We start from the raw sequence: 16,553 nt of genomic DNA on the forward strand, positions 1-16,553 counted from the left end.
AGATGAGCCCGGGGATACGGACCACTATGTGGACATCAGGCGGTGGTGACCTCTTCTGCGACATCCAGGCGGGTGTGTGCCGCAAGCGCCTGAAGTGCACGCATGGCCGCGCCCGCGTGGTTGCCCCAGGTGTTGAAGTAGGAGTACTGCCACCACCACAGCGCCTCGTGCGGGCGGCCCGCGTGGAAGTGACGCAGCCCGTGGATCAGGTCCGCCGCCACCGCCGTCAGATCGTCCGACAGGCGATAGGGGGTGACAGCGGTGTCCTTGTACGGGTCGAACACCTCGGCGTAGTCGTCGACGGCGCCGAGCCGCTCCGCCAGCGCCGTACGGACGCCGTCCACGTCCGGGTCCTCGCTCAGCGGCGGCTCCCAGTTGCCGGAGAGGATCACGTCCTGGCTCGCGCCGAGCTTGGCGCCCGCCAGGCTCACCTGCGCCACCTCGACCAGCAGCAGCGACCAGATGCCGTCGCCACCCTCACCGCCCGCGACCCTGGTCAGGCCGTCCACATAGTTCTGCGCGTGTCCGGCGATCTCGTCGGCGAGAACGCTCCACTCGTCAGACATCCAGCAGCCTCCGTCCTTCGAACGCGCGGCCCAAGGTCACCTCGTCGGCGTACTCGAGGTCACCGCCTACCGGCAGACCGCTGGCCAGTCGTGTCACTTTCAGACCCATCGGCTTGACCAGACGGGCTAGGTAGGTCGCCGTCGCCTCCCCCTCCAGATTGGGGTCGGTGGCGAGGATCAGCTCGGTCACCCTGCCGTCGGCGAGGCGGGTCATCAGCTCGCGGATGCGCAGGTCGTCGGGACCGACGCCGTCGATCGGGCTGATCGCGCCGCCGAGCACGTGGTACGTCCCCCGGAACTCGCGCGTCTTCTCGATCGCGACGACGTCCTTCGACTCCTCCACGACACAGATCACCTGGGGATCGCGCCGGGCGTCCCGGCAGATGCGGCACTCCTCCTCGGAGGCCACGTTGCCGCACACCCTGCAGAACCTGACCTTCTCCTTCACCTCGAGCAACGCGTGCGCCAGCCGCTTCACGTCGACCGGGTCCGCCGCCAGCAGGTGGAAGGCGATCCGCTGCGCGCTCTTGGGACCGACGCCGGGCAGCATGCCCAACTCGTCGATCAGGTTCTGGACGACCCCTTCGTACATGGCCTAGAACCCCGGTAGCTGACCGAGGCCGCCGCCGCCGAGCCCCTGCGCGAGCGGCCCGAGTTTCTCCTGCTGGAGGTCGGCGGCCGCGCGGACGGCGTCGCGGACGGCCGCGATGGTCAGATCCGCGATCGTCTCCGCCGTGTCCTGCGGGTCGCTCGCGTCGATCACACTCGGGTCGATTTTGAGCTCCAGCAACTCGCCCGAACCGTTGACGAGAGCCCTGACCAGGCCGCCCCCGGCCGAGCCCTCGATCTGCGCCTCACTGAGCTCCTGCTGGGCGCTCACGAGCTGTTGCTGCATGAGCTGGGCCTGCTCCAGCAACTGCTGCAGATTGACATCCCCTGGGTTCACCGTCGTGCGCTCCTCGTAGCTCCGCGTCCGTGACTTCCACGAGCCTACGGTGTTTGAGCGCTGTCATGCACGGGCGGGAGCAGGTGTTTTGGCGCCGCCGATGCTCTTGGCCGGGTCCCGGCCCCCCTCCAGCGTCCAGGACCCGGCCACGCACGCCGACCGGAGCGGCCGCACCATGCCGACGTGTCCCGTCAAGGTATCCACCCCGACGTTGCACACACGTTGCGTTCGCTCAATCACCCTGCGCAATCCCCCGAACGGGTTGCGCGAAGCCACCCCCAGCCCGGATGCTTCGCCCATACGCTGACTACTGGGAGTGGCTGATGAGTAACGCCGACCTCGCCGCCTACTCCCGCCGCCCGCGACCCACACACGAGGCGGCGGTGACGGACGGCGGAACGCCGCGAGCCCTCATCTCAGCGTCCTGGAGACGATCCATGGACGCGGGCGTCGACCCGGACGCCAGCACCGCCCCCCTCGTCTTCGACGCCTCCCGCCTCGGCGACGAACGCGCCGCCCACCCGCTCGCCCCCCTGCTGCCGCTGCTGGCCGAGACCCTGCACGGCGTCACCGACGAGACCGGCCTCGTCATGATCGTGACCGACGCCGAGGGCCGAATCCTGTGGCGCGACGGCAACCACGCCACCATGAGCAGCGCGGACATGGTCAGGCTCACCGACGGGTTCCAGTGGGCGGAGCGCTCCGTCGGCACCAACGGCATCGGCACCGCGCTCGCCGCCCGCACACCCGTCAGCGTCTTCTCCGAGGAGCACCTGGTCAAAGCGCTGCACGTGTGGTCGTGCAGCGGCGCGCCGATCATCGACCCGGACACCGGCGACGCCCTCGGCTGCGTCGACGTCAGCGGCACCTCCCCCGCCCTGCACCCCGCCACCGTCGCCCTCGTCGGCGCCGCCGCCCGGCTCGCCGAGAGCCACCTCGCCCTGCGCATGCACGAGCGGGACATGCTGCTGCGGCTCCGGTACGACTCGCTCAGGCGGAACTCCGGCGTCCTGGTCACCGCGACCGGCCGGATCATCGCCGGCGACGCCGCAGGCGCGCTCGGCAGCCGCATCCACCTGCCCCCACCCGGAGGGCGGGTCAGCCTGCCCAACGGCCGCACGGGGCGTCTGGACGCGTTCTACGACGGCTTCCTGCTGCGCGCCGCCGACTGCGACGAACCCGCCGCGCTCAGGCTCAGCCTGCTCGGCGACGGCCAGCCGACCGTCCGTCTCGGCGACCAGCACCTGACGCTGTCGCTGCGCCACGCCGAGATCCTCGCCCTGCTCGCGCTCAACCCGCGCGGGCTCACCGCCGAACAGCTCTCCTTCTACCTGTACGGCGACGACGGCAACCCCGTGACCATCCGGGCCGAGATCCACCGGCTGCGGGCCCAGCTCGGGCAGGCCATCGCCGCCAAGCCGTACCACCTCGCCGCGCCGGTCGAAGCCGACTTCCTGGAGCTGAAGCGGCTGCTGGGCGGGCACGACCCGGCGGCCCTGGCCCGCGCGTACACCGGGCCGCTGCTGCCCCGCTCGGAGTCGCCGGAGATCCGCAGGGAACGCGACGAACTCGAAGTCCAGGTCCGCGCCCGGCTGCTGCGCAGCGGCTCCCCCGACGACTTGTGGATCTACGCCCAGACCGCCAACGGCCGCACCGACCTCCAGGTCCTCGAACGCGTCACCGCCTCCCTTCCCCCCGCCGACCACCGCGCCGCCGCCGCCCGCATCCGCCTACTCTCCGACTAACCCCATCCCCTCTCCACAACAAGCCCCCTTCCTCCACCTGCACACCTCGTCTTCTGTACGGCAAGCCCACCCTCCCGCCACCCTCCGCACGTGGCCGGCGCCCCTCCAGGGCCACGCTCCTCAAGCGCACATGGAACGGTCCACAAACGCCACCCGACAAACCTTGAGCTCGCAGTCCAGCTCAGATGTGTGAGGCTCGCGGTGTCCGACTCAGGTGTGGTCGATTTCGCCGATGACCTGAGCGCCCAGTTCGCGTTGGAGTAGGGCCATGCCGCTGAGTGCGTCCACGTCGGCGTCCGCGTCGTTCAGTGGGTCGACCTCGTCGGACTCGGGGCCCTTCTGGCGGCCGGGGATCGCTTCGGGCCATCCGGCCGTGCCGCCGTTCTGCCGCCCGGTGCGCGGTCCTGCCTGGGCCGCCGCGTGAGCGGCCGATCTGGCCGCCGCCCTCGCGGCGCTGGGGGCAGCAGCTCGGGGGCTCGCCTGCGCCGGGCTGGGCGAAGGCGGAACCCCTGGGTCGGGATCGTCGGGCGCGGTGGGCCAGGACTCGTCCGTGACCTGCCTCTCCCCTGCGCCTCCTGCTGATCCGGAACCCTCCTGGGCCTCGCCACCCCACTGCCGGGCCGCTTCCCCAGCCTGTCCCTGACCTGCCTGCGCGCCAGCCGCTCCTTGCCCGGCAGCCGCATCCTGCCCCAGGCCGGCCGCCTGCCCCGAGCCGCCCTGCCCATGACCACCGGTCCCCTGGGCACCAAACCCCTGACCGCCAGCCCCTTGGGCACCAACCCCGTGACCCCCGGCCGCCTGGCCGCTGGCCTCTTGGGTACCGAACCCCTGATTCCCGCCCCCGGGACCACCAGATCCTGGACCACCGGCCGTCGAACCGTTGGTGCCGCCTGGGGCTCCACCCGGCTGGCCTTGTGCCGGGCCGGTGTGCCCGTGAGCAGGACCTGAGGGCTGGCCGGGGGACGTGGGCCGAGACGGAGGCCCCTGGGGGGCGCGGGCAGCGCCCTGGTGGCCGGGGGCGCCGCCGACAACCGCTTCGACTCGCCAGGTGCCGCCGAGCACGTCGCCGAGCGCACTGGCCACCACGGCGTCCTTGCCGCCGCCGGTGAAGTTCTTCATCGCGCCGACCTGGCTGAACCCGAGCGTGACCAGGTTCCCCTCGACGCCGACCAACTGGGCGTTGGTGTTGACGTTCGCCCAGACCACGATGCTGCGCTGCTTGAGCGCGGCCAGCACAGCGGGCCACTGCTGCTGCAGCCCCGACGTCCCTGACGGCCCGGTCGCGGGAGCGTGAACGGGGGCGGGCGAAGCGGCGGCCTGAGGCTGAGCCGCCTGCGCCGCAGCACCCGGCCCAGCCTCCGGAGCTCCCGGCCGAACGGTCTCCGGCCAGTCGTCGGCCCCTTGCGAGGAACCGCCCTGTGAAGGACTGCCCTGCGAAGAGCCGCCCGACGAAGAACCGGCTGTGGAAGAGGCCGTCGGGGAGGAAGCGGGTGGGGGGGACGAAGGCGCGGACGGAGAAGGGGCAGGCGAGGCAGGGGCGGCGCTAGCCGTACCGTATGGAGGGGTTTGGGGGAGTGTGGAGGGGCGGGCCAGTTGGGCTACGACGCCGCCGCGTTCCAGGCGTTCGAGGCGGGTCAGTAGGGAGCTCTCGTCCTGGGTGGCGGCGGGGAGCAGGACGCGGGCGCACATCAGTTCCAGCAGCAGGCGGGGTGAGGTGGCGCCGCGCATCTCGGTGAGCCCGGCGTTGAACACCTCGGCCGCGCGGGTCAGCTCCGCGGGGCCCATCGACGCCGCCTGGCCCACCAGCCGGTCGAGTTCGTCGGCCGGCCGGTCGAGCAGGCCGCTGGTGGCCGCCTCGGGGACGTTCGCGAGGATCACCAGGTCGCGGAAGCGTTCGAGCAGGTCGGCGGCGAACCGGCGGGGGTCGTGGCCGCCCTCGATCACCCGGTTCAGCGTGTGGAAGACCTGGGCGCCGTCGCGGGCGGCGAACGCGCCCACCACCTCGTCGAGTAGGTCGCCGTCGGTGTAGCCGAGCAGCGAGACGGCCTTGGCGTAGGTGATGCCGTCGTCCTCGGCGCCCGCGAGGAGCTGGTCGAGGATGGACAGTGAGTCACGCGCCGAGCCCGCGCCCGCGCGTACGACCAGCGGCAGCGCGGCCGGCTCGAACGGGACGCTCTCGGCGGAGAGGATCTCCTCCATCAGCGCCTTGAGCGTCGCGGGCGGCATCAGCCGGAACGGATAGTGGTGCGTGCGCGACTTGATCGTGCCGATGACCTTCTCGGGCTCGGTCGTCGCGAAGATGAACTTCAGGTGCGGCGGAGGCTCCTCGACGAGCTTGAGCAGCGCGTTGAAACCCTCGCGGGTCACCATGTGCGCCTCGTCGATGATGTAGATCTTGTAGCGCGCGGACACCGGGGCGAAGAAGGCCCGCTCGCGCAGGTCGCGCGCGTCGTCGACACCACCATGGGAGGCGGCGTCGATCTCGATCACGTCAAGGTGCCCGGGGCCCGTCGGGGCGAGCGCCACGCAGGAATCGCACTCTCCGCACGGATCGGGCGTCGGCCCCTTCTCGCAGTTCAGGCTTCTCGCGAGGATGCGCGCGCTGGAGGTCTTGCCACATCCGCGCGGGCCGCTGAACAGGAAGGCGTGGTTGATACGGCCGGTCCGCAGCGCCTGCCTCAAGGGATCGGTGACATGCTCCTGGCCCTTGACCTCCGCAAAGGTGCCGGGTCGGTACTTGCGGTAGAGCGCAAGACTCATACGACCATCCCGCCTGCGAGGGGCTTGAAACGAAGAGACCCCCCGCACACCCGCCAGAGCCCGCTTATCCTTGCTGCCTTCCGGCCCTGGGGAGGTTCACAGGATGACGCCGCGCGAGGGGTCCTTCGACAGTCTAGCCCCGGATCGCAGTGCTCGCTGCCGCTAAATGACTGTCACTTCTCCGTCCGGAGTCCGGTAGGCTTCTCGACGGAGGATTCGCGTAGTGGCCGAGCGCGCACGCTTGGAAAGCGTGTATGGGGCAACCCATCAGGAGTTCAAATCTCCTATCCTCCGCCAGTTCAGAAAGGGCGGACCGTGATCACGGTCCGCCCTTTCTGGCGTTCGGGGCGGTATAGACGCCCTGCCCACTACGCCGTGATCATGGCTCGCGACCGGTCGGTGGCCAGTGAGATGGCCATGCCGCCGAGCACGGTCCCGGTGACGTACCGCTGGATCCGCAGCCACACCGGCTTGCGGAGCAGGAAGGCCGCCAGCGAGCCCGCCGACAGCGCGATCAGGCCGTTCACCACGGTCCCGACGGCGATCTGCACCGAGCCGAGCGCCAGGCTCTGCAGCAGGACGTTCCCGGCCGCGGGGTCGATGAACTGCGGCAGCAGTGACAGGTAGAGAATCGCGATCTTGGGGTTCAGCAGGCAGGTGAACAGCCCCATGCCGAACAGCCGTCGCGCCGGCTCGGGCTCCAGTTCACGCGTCTCGAAGACGGAGACTCCGCCCGGCTTGAGCATCTTCCACGCCAGCCACAGCAGGTAGGCGGCGCCGGCGAGCTTCAGCCCGGTGTACGCGGCGGGCACGAGCGCGAAGACGGCGGTCAGCCCGAGGCAGGTGGCGGTCAGGTACACGGTGAATCCGAGCGCGACCCCCGCCAACGAGATCATCCCCGCGCGTGGCCCCTGAGTCAGCGACCGGGACACCAGGTAGATCATGTTCGGGCCCGGCGTGAGCACCATGCCGAGCGAGACCAAGGCGATTCCGAGCATGCCGGCAGCATTCATGTCGAGGACAGCCAACCCCGTCCGCAGATCTATTCCACCACTACGGTGCGTATTCGACCCCCTACACGGGGATGATCCCCTCTGCCCGATGTCCAGGCGGAGGGGGACGCCAGACATGCAGTTCGACGACGACGCCAAACTCGATCCATCCCAGGTCGAGGACGTCCGAGCGGGCGGTCGGGAGCCTCGGGGCGGCGGCCGGATGCCCAGCGGGTGCTCGCTGCCGATCGGCGGCAAGGGCGGCGGGTGTCTGCTGCTGGTGCTGGCCGTGGCGGCGCTGTTCGTGTTCAGGATCGTGCCGACCCCGTTCACCGGCGACAGCGAGCAGCAGCAGGGGGCGCCGACGGCGCAGGCCTCGCCGAGCGGCAACCTGGCGGCCCGCTGCAAGACGGGCGCGGACGCCGACCAGTCGGAGGACTGCCGCATCGTCGGCACGGTGAACAGCATCCAGTCCTACTGGACGCGGGCCTTCCAGGAGCGCGGCGGCAAGCCGTACAGTCCGGCCAGGACCGTGCTGTTCTCGCGGGCGGTCAGCACCGCGTGCGGCGCCGCGGACTCGGCGGTCGGGCCGTTCTACTGCCCCGGCGACCGCAAGGTGTACCTGGACCTGGCGTTCTTCGACACGCTCCAGCGGGACTTCGGCGCGCAGGGCGGGCCGTTCGCGCAGGCTTATGTGATCGCGCACGAGTACGGTCACCACGCGCAGAACCTGCTCGGCACCATGAACCGGGTCGGCCAGGACCGCCAGGGCGCCACCAGCGGCGCCGTACGGCTGGAGCTGCAGGCCGACTGCTACGCGGGCGTGTGGGCCAAGCAGGCGGTGGACACCGGGTTCTACAGCGAGCCGTTCACCCAGGCCGACATCGACCAGGCGCTGAGCGCGGCGGCGGCGGTGGGCGACGACAGCATCCAGCGGCGCACGCGGGGCCGGGTCACCCCCGACGCCTTCACCCACGGCACCTCGCGGCAGCGGGAGAAGTGGTTCACCGTCGGCTACGAGAGCGGCGACCCCAAGCGCTGCGACACCTTCAGCGGTTCGATCTAAGGGCAGGGACTCCGGGGCATTCACCCACGGGACTTCTCTACAACGGGTCACCTGGTTCCAGACCGGCTACGGCAGCGGCGATCCGGCCTCGTGCGACACCTTCGGGAAGCGGGGCCAAGGGCCGCCGGCAGCGCGAGGATGCGGAAACTCTCCTAAAATCGATGGGGTGATCTTCAAGCTGGTCGGCGACGGACGCCCTTATCCCGAACACGGTCTGACCCATCGCGAATGGGCGCAGATCCCACCGCGGCAGGTCCGGCTCGACTCCCTGGTCACCACCAAGGCCATGCTCGACCTGCACTCCCTGCTCGCCGCCGACTCCACGTTCTACGGCGACCTGTTCCCGCATGTGGTGCAGTGGCAGGGCGAGCTCTACCTGGAGGACGGCCTGCACCGCGCGCTCCGCGCGGCCCTGCACCAGCGCTCCATCCTGCACGCGCGGGTGCTGGAGCTACCCAACTGACATAGAGAGACGGAAAAGGGAGCCGCTGTCGCGGCTCCCTTTTCGTGTGGCGGTGGTGGTGGGATTTGAACCCACGGATGAGTTGCCCCATCACACGCTTTCGAGGCGTGCGCGCTCGGCCACTACGCGACACCACCGCGCACGAGCTTACCGGATCCGCCGAGTACCGAAGAACTCCTTTAGTACGGCGGAGCACTCCCCGGCGAGCACCCCCATGATCACTTCGGGCCGGTGGTTCAGCCGCCGGTCCCTGACCACGTCCCACAGAGAGCCGACGGCCCCGCCCTTCTCGTCCACCGCTCCGTAGACGATCCGGTCGACCCTGGCCAGAACCGCCGCCCCCGCGCACATCGTGCACGGCTCCAGCGTGACCACCAGCGTGCAGCCGCTCAGCCGCCATCCGCCCAGGTCCCTGGCCGCCTGGCGGAGCGCGAGCACCTCCGCGTGCGCGGTCGGGTCGGCGCTCGCCTCGCGGTCGTTGCCGGCCGCGGCGAGCACCTCGCCGGAGGCGCCGAGGACGACCGCCCCCACCGGCACCTCACCCCGGCCCGCCGCCCTGCCCGCCTCGGCCAGCGCGAGCCGCATGGCCGGCTCGAAGGTCATCGAAGCCGGTCGAGCTCGTCGGCGAAGGCGAGCCGCTCGGCGATCACCGAGAGGATGTCGGCGGGGTGCACGCCCTCTTCCATGCTGAGTTCGAGCAGCTCCTCCTTGCTCACGCCGAGGTCGCTGAGCAGCTCGAAGTCGCCTGCGGGCCGTACTCCCAGGTCGGGGGTGTCCTTGTCGGGGGCGACGCCCGCGAACTCGGCGAACAGCTCGCCCAGCGGGTCGGTGAGGCCCGCCTGCGCGTCGGACAGGAACACCCGCGGCTCGTCGTCGCCCCGGTATCGGACGATGGCGAACCATTCGTCCTCCACCTCGACGCACAACAACGCCAACTCGTCACCGGCCAGACCGAGGCTCTCCTGTACGGCGTCGCCGAAGTCGTCGACGATCTCGGCGGCGTCCAGGTCGACCTCGGCCCCGCTCCACCCGTCGGGTGTCCGGACGAATGCGGCCGAGAAGGTCATGGGTGAGGGCATGGCCGTGCTCCCGAGATCAGCCGTAGACCGAGTCGATGGCGCGTTCAAAGGGCTCGGAGAAGCCGAGCCGTGCGGCGATGCTGGACAGCACGTCCTCCGGAGGAAGCGTGACGTCCGCGGACAGGATGGCGAGCTCCATCTCGTCCAGGCCGAGGTCGACGAAGATCGACAGGTCGCCCACGGGGAGCACGTCCTCCTCGCCGGGCAGGATCTCGTCCAACTCGTCCTCGTCGGGGACCGGCACGTCCAGGTAGTCGAGGACCTGCTGGGCCAGCGGATAGTGCCAGGAGGCGGCGATGTCGGACAGGAAGACGTCGACCCGCTCGCCGAGGACCCGCAGTGCCACGAAGAAGTCATCCCCCACGGCGGTGAGGCCAATCGTCCCGCTTTCGCTGGGCTGCTGCCGGAGCGCGTGGATCAGTCCGTGAAGGTCGGAGGTCAACGCGACGGGCAAGGGCTCCGCGTCCCAGCACTCGTCCTCTCGATAGACCACGATGGCGAAGTCGAGCGCGTCTTCGTCTGTCATCGTCCACTCCACCCGACGTGGCCTCTCCGGCCCTCAATGCTTTCAGAAGCGTCCACTGAGCGTAGGCCCCTCCGACCAAATTGTGATCAAATCCAAGTACGCGACGTGCCGGTACCTACCAGACAAGATAGCGTTGTCCCTTATGCAGACCCTCGTCGTCGATCACCCCCTCGTCGCGCACAAGCTCACCGCGCTTCGTGACGTCCGCACCGACTCGCCCACCTTCAGGCGGCTCGCGGACGAACTGGTGACGCTCCTGGCCTACGAGGCCACGCGAGACGTCCGGGTCACGGACGTGACCGTGCAGACCCCGGTCGCCGAGGCCCACGGTGTACGGCTCGCGCGGCCGTACCCGCTGGTCGTCCCCATCCTGCGGGCCGGCCTCGGCATGCTGGACGGCATGACCAGGCTGCTGCCGACGGCCGAGGTCGGGTTCCTCGGCATGATCCGCAACGAGTCGACGCTGCAGGCCGAGACCTACGCCACCCGGCTGCCCGACGATCTGTCCGGCCGCCAGTGCTACGTCGTCGACCCGATGCTGGCCACCGGCGGCACGCTGGCGGCGGCGATCCAGTTCCTGCTCGGCCGCGGCGCCGAAGACGTCACCGCGCTCTGCCTGCTGGCCGCGCCCGAGGGCCTGGCGTACATGGACAAGGTCTTCGCGGGCTCCGGCAAGCCGGTCAGAGTGGTCACGGCCGCGCTTGACGAGCGCCTGAACGAGAACGGCTACATCGTTCCCGGCCTCGGGGACGCGGGAGACCGTCTCTACGGCGTCGTCTGATCACCTCTTTTCCTCCCCTGAACCTCCACTCTCGTTACATACTGTTCCGGCGTGGGTACGAAGAGTAACGAAGGCATCTCTTCAGCGTCCCTTTTGGGGGGATGCACGTCAGGGAGCAGCATGAGCGAGCGAGACGAGAGACCAGGAGCGGATCCGCGTCCCTATGCGGAGGTCGAAAGCGCCCTCAGGGACGAGTTCACCGGGGTCCATTCCGCGGCCACGGTCACCCGATGCGTGGAGGCGGCGCACTACGGTGCGCTCGAGGTGACCGGCTACGCCCATCCAGGGCTGGTCGAACGCATCGCCCGTAAGCACCTTCACGTCCTCGCGCTGGTCGCGAGCGATCGCGGTTAATCAAGGTCGGAACCCACCTCCGCGACGCGCGAGACATGTCGTGGTCTGTTGCGCTTTACCCAGCCACCTCGGTGGGTAATGTATACGGCGGGTGTAGTGGGTAAGTGGTAGTGGAGGCGACAGTGCAGGTCAAAAAGGTCCTCACCTATGGTGGTATCGCGTTTGTCGCGTACTACCTCTTCGCGCGACCATCGGATGCGGCGGACGTCGTACGGGGGGCGTTCGACTCAGTGTTCAACGCGGCCGACTCGCTAGCTCAATTCTTCAACAACCTCGCATGAGACTTGTGACCCACGGGGACTCTGCTCCGTCGTCGGTCAACCGCTACCTACTCCCCCACGAACACCAGGTCATCATGGTGCGGCGCCACCCGGCCGTACTCCTGCGTCCGGTCGCCGAGGTCTTCGGCGGCCTGATCGTCGCGGGACTGCTCAGCAAGTTCTTCGGCGATCAGGGTGGTGGTACCGCTCTCGTCGTCGTGTGGTGGCTCTGGCTGCTGCTGTTGATCCGTTTCGTGTGGAAGGTCGCGGAGTGGTCGGTCGACTACTTCGTGGTGACCTCGAAGCGCATGCTGCTGACCACCGGGCTGATCACGCGCAAGGTCGCGATGATGCCCCTGGGCAAGGTCACCGACATGAGCTTCCAGCGCTCACTGCTCGGCCGCTTGCTCGGTTACGGCGAGTTCATCCTCGAGTCGGCGGGACAGGACCAGGCCCTGTCGACCGTGGAGTACATCCCGTACCCCGAGACGCTTTATCTCGAGGTCTGCCAGATGCTTTTCCCCGGCAAGGACGATGGGGATGATTAATCCCTTGATGTCCAACCTGTGAAGAGATCCCCACCAGATTCTTCTGGTGGGGATACCCGATTCGGCTGCTTCATGCAATCATGACGAGGTGTTGACCCTTCCCCGCCCTGAGAGATGAGATGCCGAGTCAGGGAACCATCGGTGACCGCGTCCGCGGACTGCGGCTGAACAGGCGGATGTCCCAGGCCCAACTGGCCGGACCCGACCTGTCGGACAGTTATGTCTCGCTCATCGAGTCGGGCAAGCGCACGCCGACTCCGGTGGTCGCCCGCCTGCTCGCCGAGCGGCTCGGATGCACCACCGAGTTCCTGCTACATGGGATCGAACCCAGACAGCGCATCGACACCGAGCTCGGCCTGCGACACGCGGAGCTGGAGCTGCGCCACGGTGACCCCACCCTGGCCGCGGACCGCTTCACCGAGATCGTCAAGGCCGCCGGCGAGGAGAACGCGCTGCTCGCCGCGCACGCCCGGCTCGGCAGGGCCCGCGCCCTCGAAGCCCAGGGCAAGCTCGGCCCCGCCGTCGAGGCGTACGAACGCCTGCGCCGCGAGGCCGCCGCGCACCCCGAGCGGCTCGCCGACCTGCCGCTGACCGTGGCGCTGTGCCGCTGCTACCAGCGCGCCGGCGACCGGCTGCGCGCCCGCGACCTGGGCCTGCGCGCCCTGGAGCAGGCCGCCAGGCTGTCCGTCACCCAGGGTGAGATCGCCGTCGACCTGGCCGCCGCCCTGATGGAGACGCGCAGCGAGCACGACAAGGCCTCCGCGGAGCTCGACTACGTGCGTCAGGTGCTGGCCGCCAGTGGCATCCCTGAGCCAATGGACCGTTCCGCTGAGGTCCACGCCCTGTGGAAGGCCAGCGTGGTGGCCGCCACGGGCGAGGACTCGGCGCTGGCCGTCAGGCTCGCCGACGACGCCATCGCCGCAGGCCGGCCCGCCAGGCTGACCCTGCAGCTGGCCAGGATCGCCATGGGCTGGGCACGGCTCGCGGTCTCCTCCGTGGACGAGGCCGAGGAGCTCGCGACGGCGGCCCGCCAGGTCTTCGCCACCTTCTCCGAGGCCGGCCACGAGCTGGGCGAGAGCCTGATCGTGCACGCGCATGTGAAGCTGCGGAGCGGCGAGACGGCCCAGGCGACCGAACTCGCGAACTCCGCCGCCGACCTGCTGCACGACGCCAAGGGCACCGGTCCGATCACCGCGCACCTCGTGCTCGCCGAAGCCGCCCTCATGGGCGGTGGCACCGAGGCCGCCGGTCACCTCCAAGCCGCCCGCGGCCTGCTCGAATCGCTCAACGACCCCATCTACGGCACCGACCGTCAGGCCGCCATGGCCTGGCGTTCTCTCGGCGATCTGTACGGCCAGGCGGGTGTCCGGAAGGAACAGACCGCCGCGTATCGTAGAGCTCTCGAGGCCGCAGGTGTGCGTTCGGCGATGGCGGGAGTGGCGACCGACGCCAGCGTGTCGCACTGACCTCCTGGAGCTCCAGACTTGTGTTTTCGTGTCTGGAATAATTAGGGTCGACCAGTCATTGACTCATAGGATGATTGGTTTCCCCGGAGGAGGCAGACTGTGAGTCTGCGTACGGCGCAGCGAGCTTCGCTCGTCGACCAGGTGATCGATCAGCTCAAAGAGCAGATCACCTCAGGTTCGTGGCAGATGCACGGCAAGATCCCGACGGAAACCGTCCTGGCCGAGCAGCTGGGCGTGGGCCGCAACACCGTCCGCGAGGCGGTGCGCGCCCTCACCCACGCCGGCCTGCTCGAATGCCGCCAGGGCGACGGCACCTACGTCCGCGCCACCAGCGAGCTGTCCGGCGCCATGCTGCGCCGGCTCCGCCAAGCCGAACAACTCGAAATCCTCGAAGTACGGCGCGCGCTCGAAGTCGAGTCCGCCCGCCTGGCGGCCACCCGGCGCACCGACGAGGACGTCAAGCTGATCGAGGCCCGGCTGGCGGAGCGGGACAGCGCCTGGGAGGCGGGAGAGCCTGAGGCGTTCGTCGAGTCCGACCTCGCGTTCCACATGGCGGTCGTACACGCCACGCACAACCTGGTGCTCATCGATCTGTACGAGGACTTCTCGACGGCGTTGCGGGCGAGCATCACGGCGGCTGGGACCTCGCTGAACAAGTCGTACATTCCTCATGACGCGATTGCGCGGGCCATCGCGGCGGGCGACGCGGCAGCAGCGGAACGCGCCGGCCACGCCTGCATGGAACACATCCTGATCGCCCTCACCGACCAGGACTAACTCCCCCTCCTGGGGTGCCTCACAACTTCCGCGTCCCTCTGGCCCTGGCTGGGCATCTGCCCTGGCCAGGCTGGGTCTTCGGCCTTCACGCCGGAGGGCGTGTCAAGAAAGACGGAGAGACATCACGAGGTACCGGAACGCGGGAGCCGCGTCGCCGGGAACGTCGGTGATCAAGGCAGGGCGGGTCGGTGACTCCATGTTGAGCCTGACCGACTCCGTCTCGATCCCGGTCAGACCGTCAAGCAGGAACTGGGACTGGAAGGCGATCTGGATGTCGTCCCCGCGCAGCTCACACTCGAGCACCTCAGCGCCGCGCCCGATGTCACCCCCACCCGCCTGGATCAGCACCTGCCCCTGGGTGAAGGACAGCCGGATCGCGGTGTTGCGCTCGGCGACCAGAGCGACGCGCTTGATCGCGTCGATGAAGGGGGCCACCCGTACATCGGCCCGCAGCGACCACTCGGCCGACAACCTCGTCTTGTAGTCGATGAACTGCTCGTCCAGCAGCCGCACGGTCGTACTGCGCCCGACGCTCTCGAACCCGGCCACGCCGTCGCCCATGGCGATCGACACCTCGCCCCCGCGCAGTGACTTGGCCACCTCGACCATCACGCGCGCGGGCACCATGGCGGAAACCGCCGTGTCAGGACGCTCCGGACGCCAGACGAAGTCGCGGGCGGCGATGCGGTAGCGGTCGGTGGCGGCCATGGACACCGAGTCGCCCTCGATGTCGACCCTGATGCCGGTCAGCATGGGAAGCGTGTCGTCACGGCTCGCGGCGGGAGCGACCTGCCCAACCGCACTCGCGAACACTCCACCGCCGACCGCCCCGATGCTCGGCGGCATCTGCGGCAGCGTCGGGAAGTCCTCCACCGGCATGGTGACCAGCCCGAACTCCGCACTGCCGCAGGTCAGCACCGCTTCGGCGCCGTCGGTGACGATGTCGACGGGCGCCTGGGGCAGGCTTCTGCTGATCTCCGCTAGCAACCGCCCGGGAATCAGCACCTGACCCGGCTCCGCCACCTCGGCCTCGATCCTGGCCTGTGCGGAAACGTCGTAGTCGAAGGCGGAAAGGCTCAGCTCGTCGCCCGCCTCCAGCAGCAGCCCTGAGAGCACGGGAGCCGCCGGCCGAGTCGGCAGAACCCTGGCCGCCCACGCCACCGCGTCAGCCAGCACATCGCGGTCAACCCGGAACTTCACCAGCTCCACCCTTCGTCGCCCAACCCTCACCAGAAAGGTAGCCTGCGCAACCGACAAACAGAGCACTCACTCTCAAGCTCCCCTCACAAACCCCACTCCCACCGACCAGGTCATCGATCCGTCAGTACGGCGAGGACGTGCCGTCGACCGCCTCGACGATCTGCAGCATCGTGATCTCGGAGGCGGGCCGCGCGAGCCGGAACCCGCCCCGCGGACCCGTGGTCGCGGCCAGCAGATAGCGTCGTAGTGAGAGAAGGAGAGGTCATCATGCGGATCGCCATTGCCGGCGCGACCGGGAATATCGGCGCCCTCACCGTCGCCGCCCTCGAACGGGACGGGCACGACGTCGTGCGCATCAGCCGCTCGCTTGGCGTGGACCTGTCAACCGGTGACGGGCTCGACGACGCCCTGGCCGGCGTCGAGGCGGTCGTCGACGCGACCAGCGCACCGGTGACCGGCCGGGCCGAGACGGTGGCCTACTTCGGCACCGCCACGCGGAACCTGCTCGCCGCCGAGGAGCGAGCCGGTGTCCGTCACCATGTGCTGCTCTCGATCGTCGGGGTCGATCACATCGAGGGCAACGCGCACCACGCCGGCAAACGGGAGCAGGAGCGCCTGGTGGCCGAGGGGCCGGTGCCGTGGACGATCGTCCCGGCCACACAGTTCCACGACTTCGCGGCGATGGTGGCGAGCTGGACCGAGCAGGACGGTGTCGCCACGATCGCGCCGCTGCTCGTGCAGCCGATCGCGCCCGCGGACGTGGCCGACGTCCTCGCCGAGATCGCGGTGGGCGAGCCGCAGGGACGATACGTCGATGTCGCCGGGCCGGAACCGCAGGACCTGGTGGACATGGCCCGGCGCACCAACGAGGCACGCGGCCATGTGGTGAAGCTCGTGCCGACCTGGTCGACAGTGTTCGGCCCGGCGATGGCCGGCAATGTGCTGCTGCCCGGCGAGAGCGCCCGCATCACGCCGACCACCTTCGACGAGTGGCTCGCGGAACAGCGATAGAGCCAACCCAGGG

Annotated in this window: 19 protein-coding genes, 2 tRNA genes, 1 other RNA gene and 1 pseudogene; 11 read left to right on the top strand and 12 right to left on the bottom strand. The window is 69.4% G+C overall.

The window, feature by feature from the left end:
- Window positions 1-35: 35 nt before the first annotated feature.
- From ABZ911_RS18325 to ABZ911_RS18335, 3 genes are read right to left on the bottom strand one after another with little or no spacing between them, the layout of a single operon-like run.
- The gene (locus ABZ911_RS18325) at window positions 36-566 is read right to left on the bottom strand and encodes a DUF5063 domain-containing protein (RefSeq protein WP_358056610.1); all 531 of its coding nucleotides are present in this window, start codon (window positions 564-566) and stop codon (window positions 36-38) included.
- A complete protein-coding gene (recR, locus tag ABZ911_RS18330; protein ID WP_358056612.1) occupies window positions 559-1,158 on the bottom strand; it encodes a recombination mediator RecR in 600 nt (199 codons plus the stop codon). The genes ABZ911_RS18325 and recR overlap by 8 nt, the downstream gene beginning before the upstream one ends.
- A 3-nt stretch (window positions 1,159-1,161) precedes the next feature.
- A complete protein-coding gene (locus ABZ911_RS18335; protein WP_358056614.1) occupies window positions 1,162-1,512 on the bottom strand; it encodes a YbaB/EbfC family nucleoid-associated protein in 351 nt (116 codons plus the stop codon).
- Window positions 1,513-1,835: 323 nt separating this feature from the next.
- Here ABZ911_RS18335 and ABZ911_RS18340 point away from each other — a divergent pair, with 323 nt between their 5' ends.
- Window positions 1,836-3,257, top strand: coding sequence for a GAF domain-containing protein (locus tag ABZ911_RS18340; RefSeq protein ID WP_358056616.1), 1,422 nt, complete (start codon window positions 1,836-1,838; stop codon window positions 3,255-3,257).
- A gap of 210 nt (window positions 3,258-3,467) precedes the next feature.
- On the opposite strand, the gene ABZ911_RS18345 is transcribed toward ABZ911_RS18340, so the two are convergent.
- The gene (locus tag ABZ911_RS18345) at window positions 3,468-6,017 is read right to left on the bottom strand and encodes a DNA polymerase III subunit gamma and tau (protein WP_358056618.1); all 2,550 of its coding nucleotides are present in this window, start codon (window positions 6,015-6,017) and stop codon (window positions 3,468-3,470) included.
- 30 nt (window positions 6,018-6,047) lie between these two features.
- Window positions 6,048-6,143, bottom strand: an RNA gene (gene ffs, locus ABZ911_RS18350) — signal recognition particle sRNA small type.
- An 83-nt stretch (window positions 6,144-6,226) separates the two neighbouring features.
- Here ffs and ABZ911_RS18355 point away from each other — a divergent pair.
- A tRNA-Ser gene (locus tag ABZ911_RS18355) sits at window positions 6,227-6,314 on the top strand.
- A gap of 71 nt (window positions 6,315-6,385) precedes the next feature.
- Here ABZ911_RS18355 and ABZ911_RS18360 read toward each other — a convergent pair.
- A complete protein-coding gene (locus ABZ911_RS18360) occupies window positions 6,386-7,015 on the bottom strand; it encodes a LysE family translocator (protein WP_358056620.1) in 630 nt (209 codons plus the stop codon).
- Window positions 7,016-7,145: 130 nt separating this feature from the next.
- Here ABZ911_RS18360 and ABZ911_RS18365 point away from each other — a divergent pair, with 130 nt between their 5' ends.
- The 3 genes and pseudogenes from ABZ911_RS18365 to ABZ911_RS18375 all read left to right on the top strand — a co-directional run bounded on the left by ABZ911_RS18365 (window position 7,146) and on the right by ABZ911_RS18375 (window position 8,538).
- Window positions 7,146-8,075: a neutral zinc metallopeptidase gene (locus tag ABZ911_RS18365; protein ID WP_358056622.1), complete on the top strand. Its 930-nt coding sequence runs from the start codon at window positions 7,146-7,148 to the stop codon at window positions 8,073-8,075.
- 28 nt (window positions 8,076-8,103) lie between these two features.
- A pseudogene (locus ABZ911_RS18370) lies at window positions 8,104-8,166 on the top strand (hypothetical protein); the annotation flags it as partial.
- Window positions 8,167-8,241: 75 nt separating this feature from the next.
- The gene (locus ABZ911_RS18375) at window positions 8,242-8,538 is read left to right on the top strand and encodes a type II toxin-antitoxin system VapB family antitoxin (protein WP_358056624.1); all 297 of its coding nucleotides are present in this window, start codon (window positions 8,242-8,244) and stop codon (window positions 8,536-8,538) included.
- Window positions 8,539-8,585: 47 nt separating this feature from the next.
- Here ABZ911_RS18375 and ABZ911_RS18380 read toward each other — a convergent pair.
- From ABZ911_RS18380 to ABZ911_RS18395, 4 genes are all read right to left on the bottom strand, one after another.
- A tRNA-Ser gene (locus ABZ911_RS18380) sits at window positions 8,586-8,675 on the bottom strand.
- 10 nt (window positions 8,676-8,685) lie between these two features.
- Window positions 8,686-9,141, bottom strand: a complete 456-nt coding sequence (gene tadA, locus ABZ911_RS18385) for a tRNA adenosine(34) deaminase TadA (protein WP_358056626.1) — start codon at window positions 9,139-9,141, stop codon at window positions 8,686-8,688.
- Window positions 9,138-9,617, bottom strand: coding sequence for a tRNA adenosine deaminase-associated protein (locus ABZ911_RS18390; protein ID WP_358056628.1), 480 nt, complete (start codon window positions 9,615-9,617; stop codon window positions 9,138-9,140). Before ABZ911_RS18390 ends, tadA begins: the two co-directional genes overlap by 4 nt.
- Before the next feature lie 16 nt (window positions 9,618-9,633).
- Entirely contained in the window at window positions 9,634-10,143 is a 510-nt protein-coding gene (locus ABZ911_RS18395) for a tRNA adenosine deaminase-associated protein (protein WP_358056630.1), read from the bottom strand.
- Window positions 10,144-10,285: 142 nt separating this feature from the next.
- Here ABZ911_RS18395 and upp point away from each other — a divergent pair, with 142 nt between their 5' ends.
- The 5 genes from upp (at window position 10,286) to ABZ911_RS18420 (ending at window position 14,329) form a co-directional block, all read left to right on the top strand.
- Window positions 10,286-10,924, top strand: coding sequence for a uracil phosphoribosyltransferase (gene upp, locus ABZ911_RS18400; RefSeq protein WP_358056632.1), 639 nt, complete (start codon window positions 10,286-10,288; stop codon window positions 10,922-10,924).
- A 120-nt stretch (window positions 10,925-11,044) separates the two neighbouring features.
- A complete protein-coding gene (locus ABZ911_RS18405) occupies window positions 11,045-11,278 on the top strand; it encodes a hypothetical protein (RefSeq protein ID WP_358056634.1) in 234 nt (77 codons plus the stop codon).
- A 277-nt stretch (window positions 11,279-11,555) separates the two neighbouring features.
- The gene (locus ABZ911_RS18410) at window positions 11,556-12,086 is read left to right on the top strand and encodes a PH domain-containing protein (RefSeq protein WP_358056636.1); all 531 of its coding nucleotides are present in this window, start codon (window positions 11,556-11,558) and stop codon (window positions 12,084-12,086) included.
- Window positions 12,087-12,205: 119 nt separating this feature from the next.
- Entirely contained in the window at window positions 12,206-13,552 is a 1,347-nt protein-coding gene (locus tag ABZ911_RS18415) for a helix-turn-helix domain-containing protein (RefSeq protein ID WP_358056638.1), read from the top strand.
- 99 nt (window positions 13,553-13,651) lie between these two features.
- Window positions 13,652-14,329: a FadR/GntR family transcriptional regulator gene (locus ABZ911_RS18420; RefSeq protein ID WP_358056640.1), complete on the top strand. Its 678-nt coding sequence runs from the start codon at window positions 13,652-13,654 to the stop codon at window positions 14,327-14,329.
- Window positions 14,330-14,431: 102 nt separating this feature from the next.
- Here the strand turns inward: ABZ911_RS18420 and dnaN are convergent, their stop codons facing one another.
- Together dnaN and ABZ911_RS18430 are read right to left on the bottom strand one after the other, a co-directional pair.
- Window positions 14,432-15,529: a DNA polymerase III subunit beta gene (gene dnaN / locus ABZ911_RS18425; protein WP_358056642.1), complete on the bottom strand. Its 1,098-nt coding sequence runs from the start codon at window positions 15,527-15,529 to the stop codon at window positions 14,432-14,434.
- 121 nt (window positions 15,530-15,650) lie between these two features.
- Window positions 15,651-15,764, bottom strand: coding sequence for an Rrf2 family transcriptional regulator (locus tag ABZ911_RS18430; RefSeq protein WP_358056884.1), 114 nt, complete (start codon window positions 15,762-15,764; stop codon window positions 15,651-15,653).
- Window positions 15,765-15,796: 32 nt separating this feature from the next.
- Here ABZ911_RS18430 and ABZ911_RS18435 point away from each other — a divergent pair, with 32 nt between their 5' ends.
- Window positions 15,797-16,540, top strand: coding sequence for an NAD(P)H-binding protein (locus ABZ911_RS18435; protein ID WP_358056644.1), 744 nt, complete (start codon window positions 15,797-15,799; stop codon window positions 16,538-16,540).
- Window positions 16,541-16,553 lie beyond the last annotated feature (13 nt).

This window comes from Nonomuraea sp. NPDC046570, from assembly GCF_040645915.1.
Taxonomy (GTDB): domain Bacteria; phylum Actinomycetota; class Actinomycetes; order Streptosporangiales; family Streptosporangiaceae; genus Nonomuraea.

Excerpts from the sequence above, each read along its gene's own strand:
- ABZ911_RS18325 (WP_358056610.1), bottom strand. The coding sequence starts at position 566 with ATGTCTGACGAGTGGAGCGTTCTCGCCGACGAGATCGCCGGACACGCG.
- recR (WP_358056612.1), bottom strand. The coding sequence starts at position 1,158 with ATGTACGAAGGGGTCGTCCAGAACCTGATCGACGAGTTGGGCATGCTG.
- ABZ911_RS18340 (WP_358056616.1), top strand. The coding sequence starts at position 1,836 with ATGAGTAACGCCGACCTCGCCGCCTACTCCCGCCGCCCGCGACCCACA.
- ABZ911_RS18345 (WP_358056618.1), bottom strand. The coding sequence starts at position 6,017 with ATGAGTCTTGCGCTCTACCGCAAGTACCGACCCGGCACCTTTGCGGAG.
- ABZ911_RS18360 (WP_358056620.1), bottom strand. The coding sequence starts at position 7,015 with ATGCTCGGAATCGCCTTGGTCTCGCTCGGCATGGTGCTCACGCCGGGC.
- ABZ911_RS18365 (WP_358056622.1), top strand. The coding sequence starts at position 7,146 with ATGCAGTTCGACGACGACGCCAAACTCGATCCATCCCAGGTCGAGGAC.
- tadA (WP_358056626.1), bottom strand. The coding sequence starts at position 9,141 with ATGACCTTCGAGCCGGCCATGCGGCTCGCGCTGGCCGAGGCGGGCAGG.
- ABZ911_RS18390 (WP_358056628.1), bottom strand. The coding sequence starts at position 9,617 with ATGCCCTCACCCATGACCTTCTCGGCCGCATTCGTCCGGACACCCGAC.
- ABZ911_RS18395 (WP_358056630.1), bottom strand. The coding sequence starts at position 10,143 with ATGACAGACGAAGACGCGCTCGACTTCGCCATCGTGGTCTATCGAGAG.
- upp (WP_358056632.1), top strand. The coding sequence starts at position 10,286 with ATGCAGACCCTCGTCGTCGATCACCCCCTCGTCGCGCACAAGCTCACC.
- ABZ911_RS18405 (WP_358056634.1), top strand. The coding sequence starts at position 11,045 with ATGAGCGAGCGAGACGAGAGACCAGGAGCGGATCCGCGTCCCTATGCG.
- ABZ911_RS18410 (WP_358056636.1), top strand. The coding sequence starts at position 11,556 with ATGAGACTTGTGACCCACGGGGACTCTGCTCCGTCGTCGGTCAACCGC.
- ABZ911_RS18415 (WP_358056638.1), top strand. The coding sequence starts at position 12,206 with ATGCCGAGTCAGGGAACCATCGGTGACCGCGTCCGCGGACTGCGGCTG.
- ABZ911_RS18435 (WP_358056644.1), top strand. The coding sequence starts at position 15,797 with ATGCGGATCGCCATTGCCGGCGCGACCGGGAATATCGGCGCCCTCACC.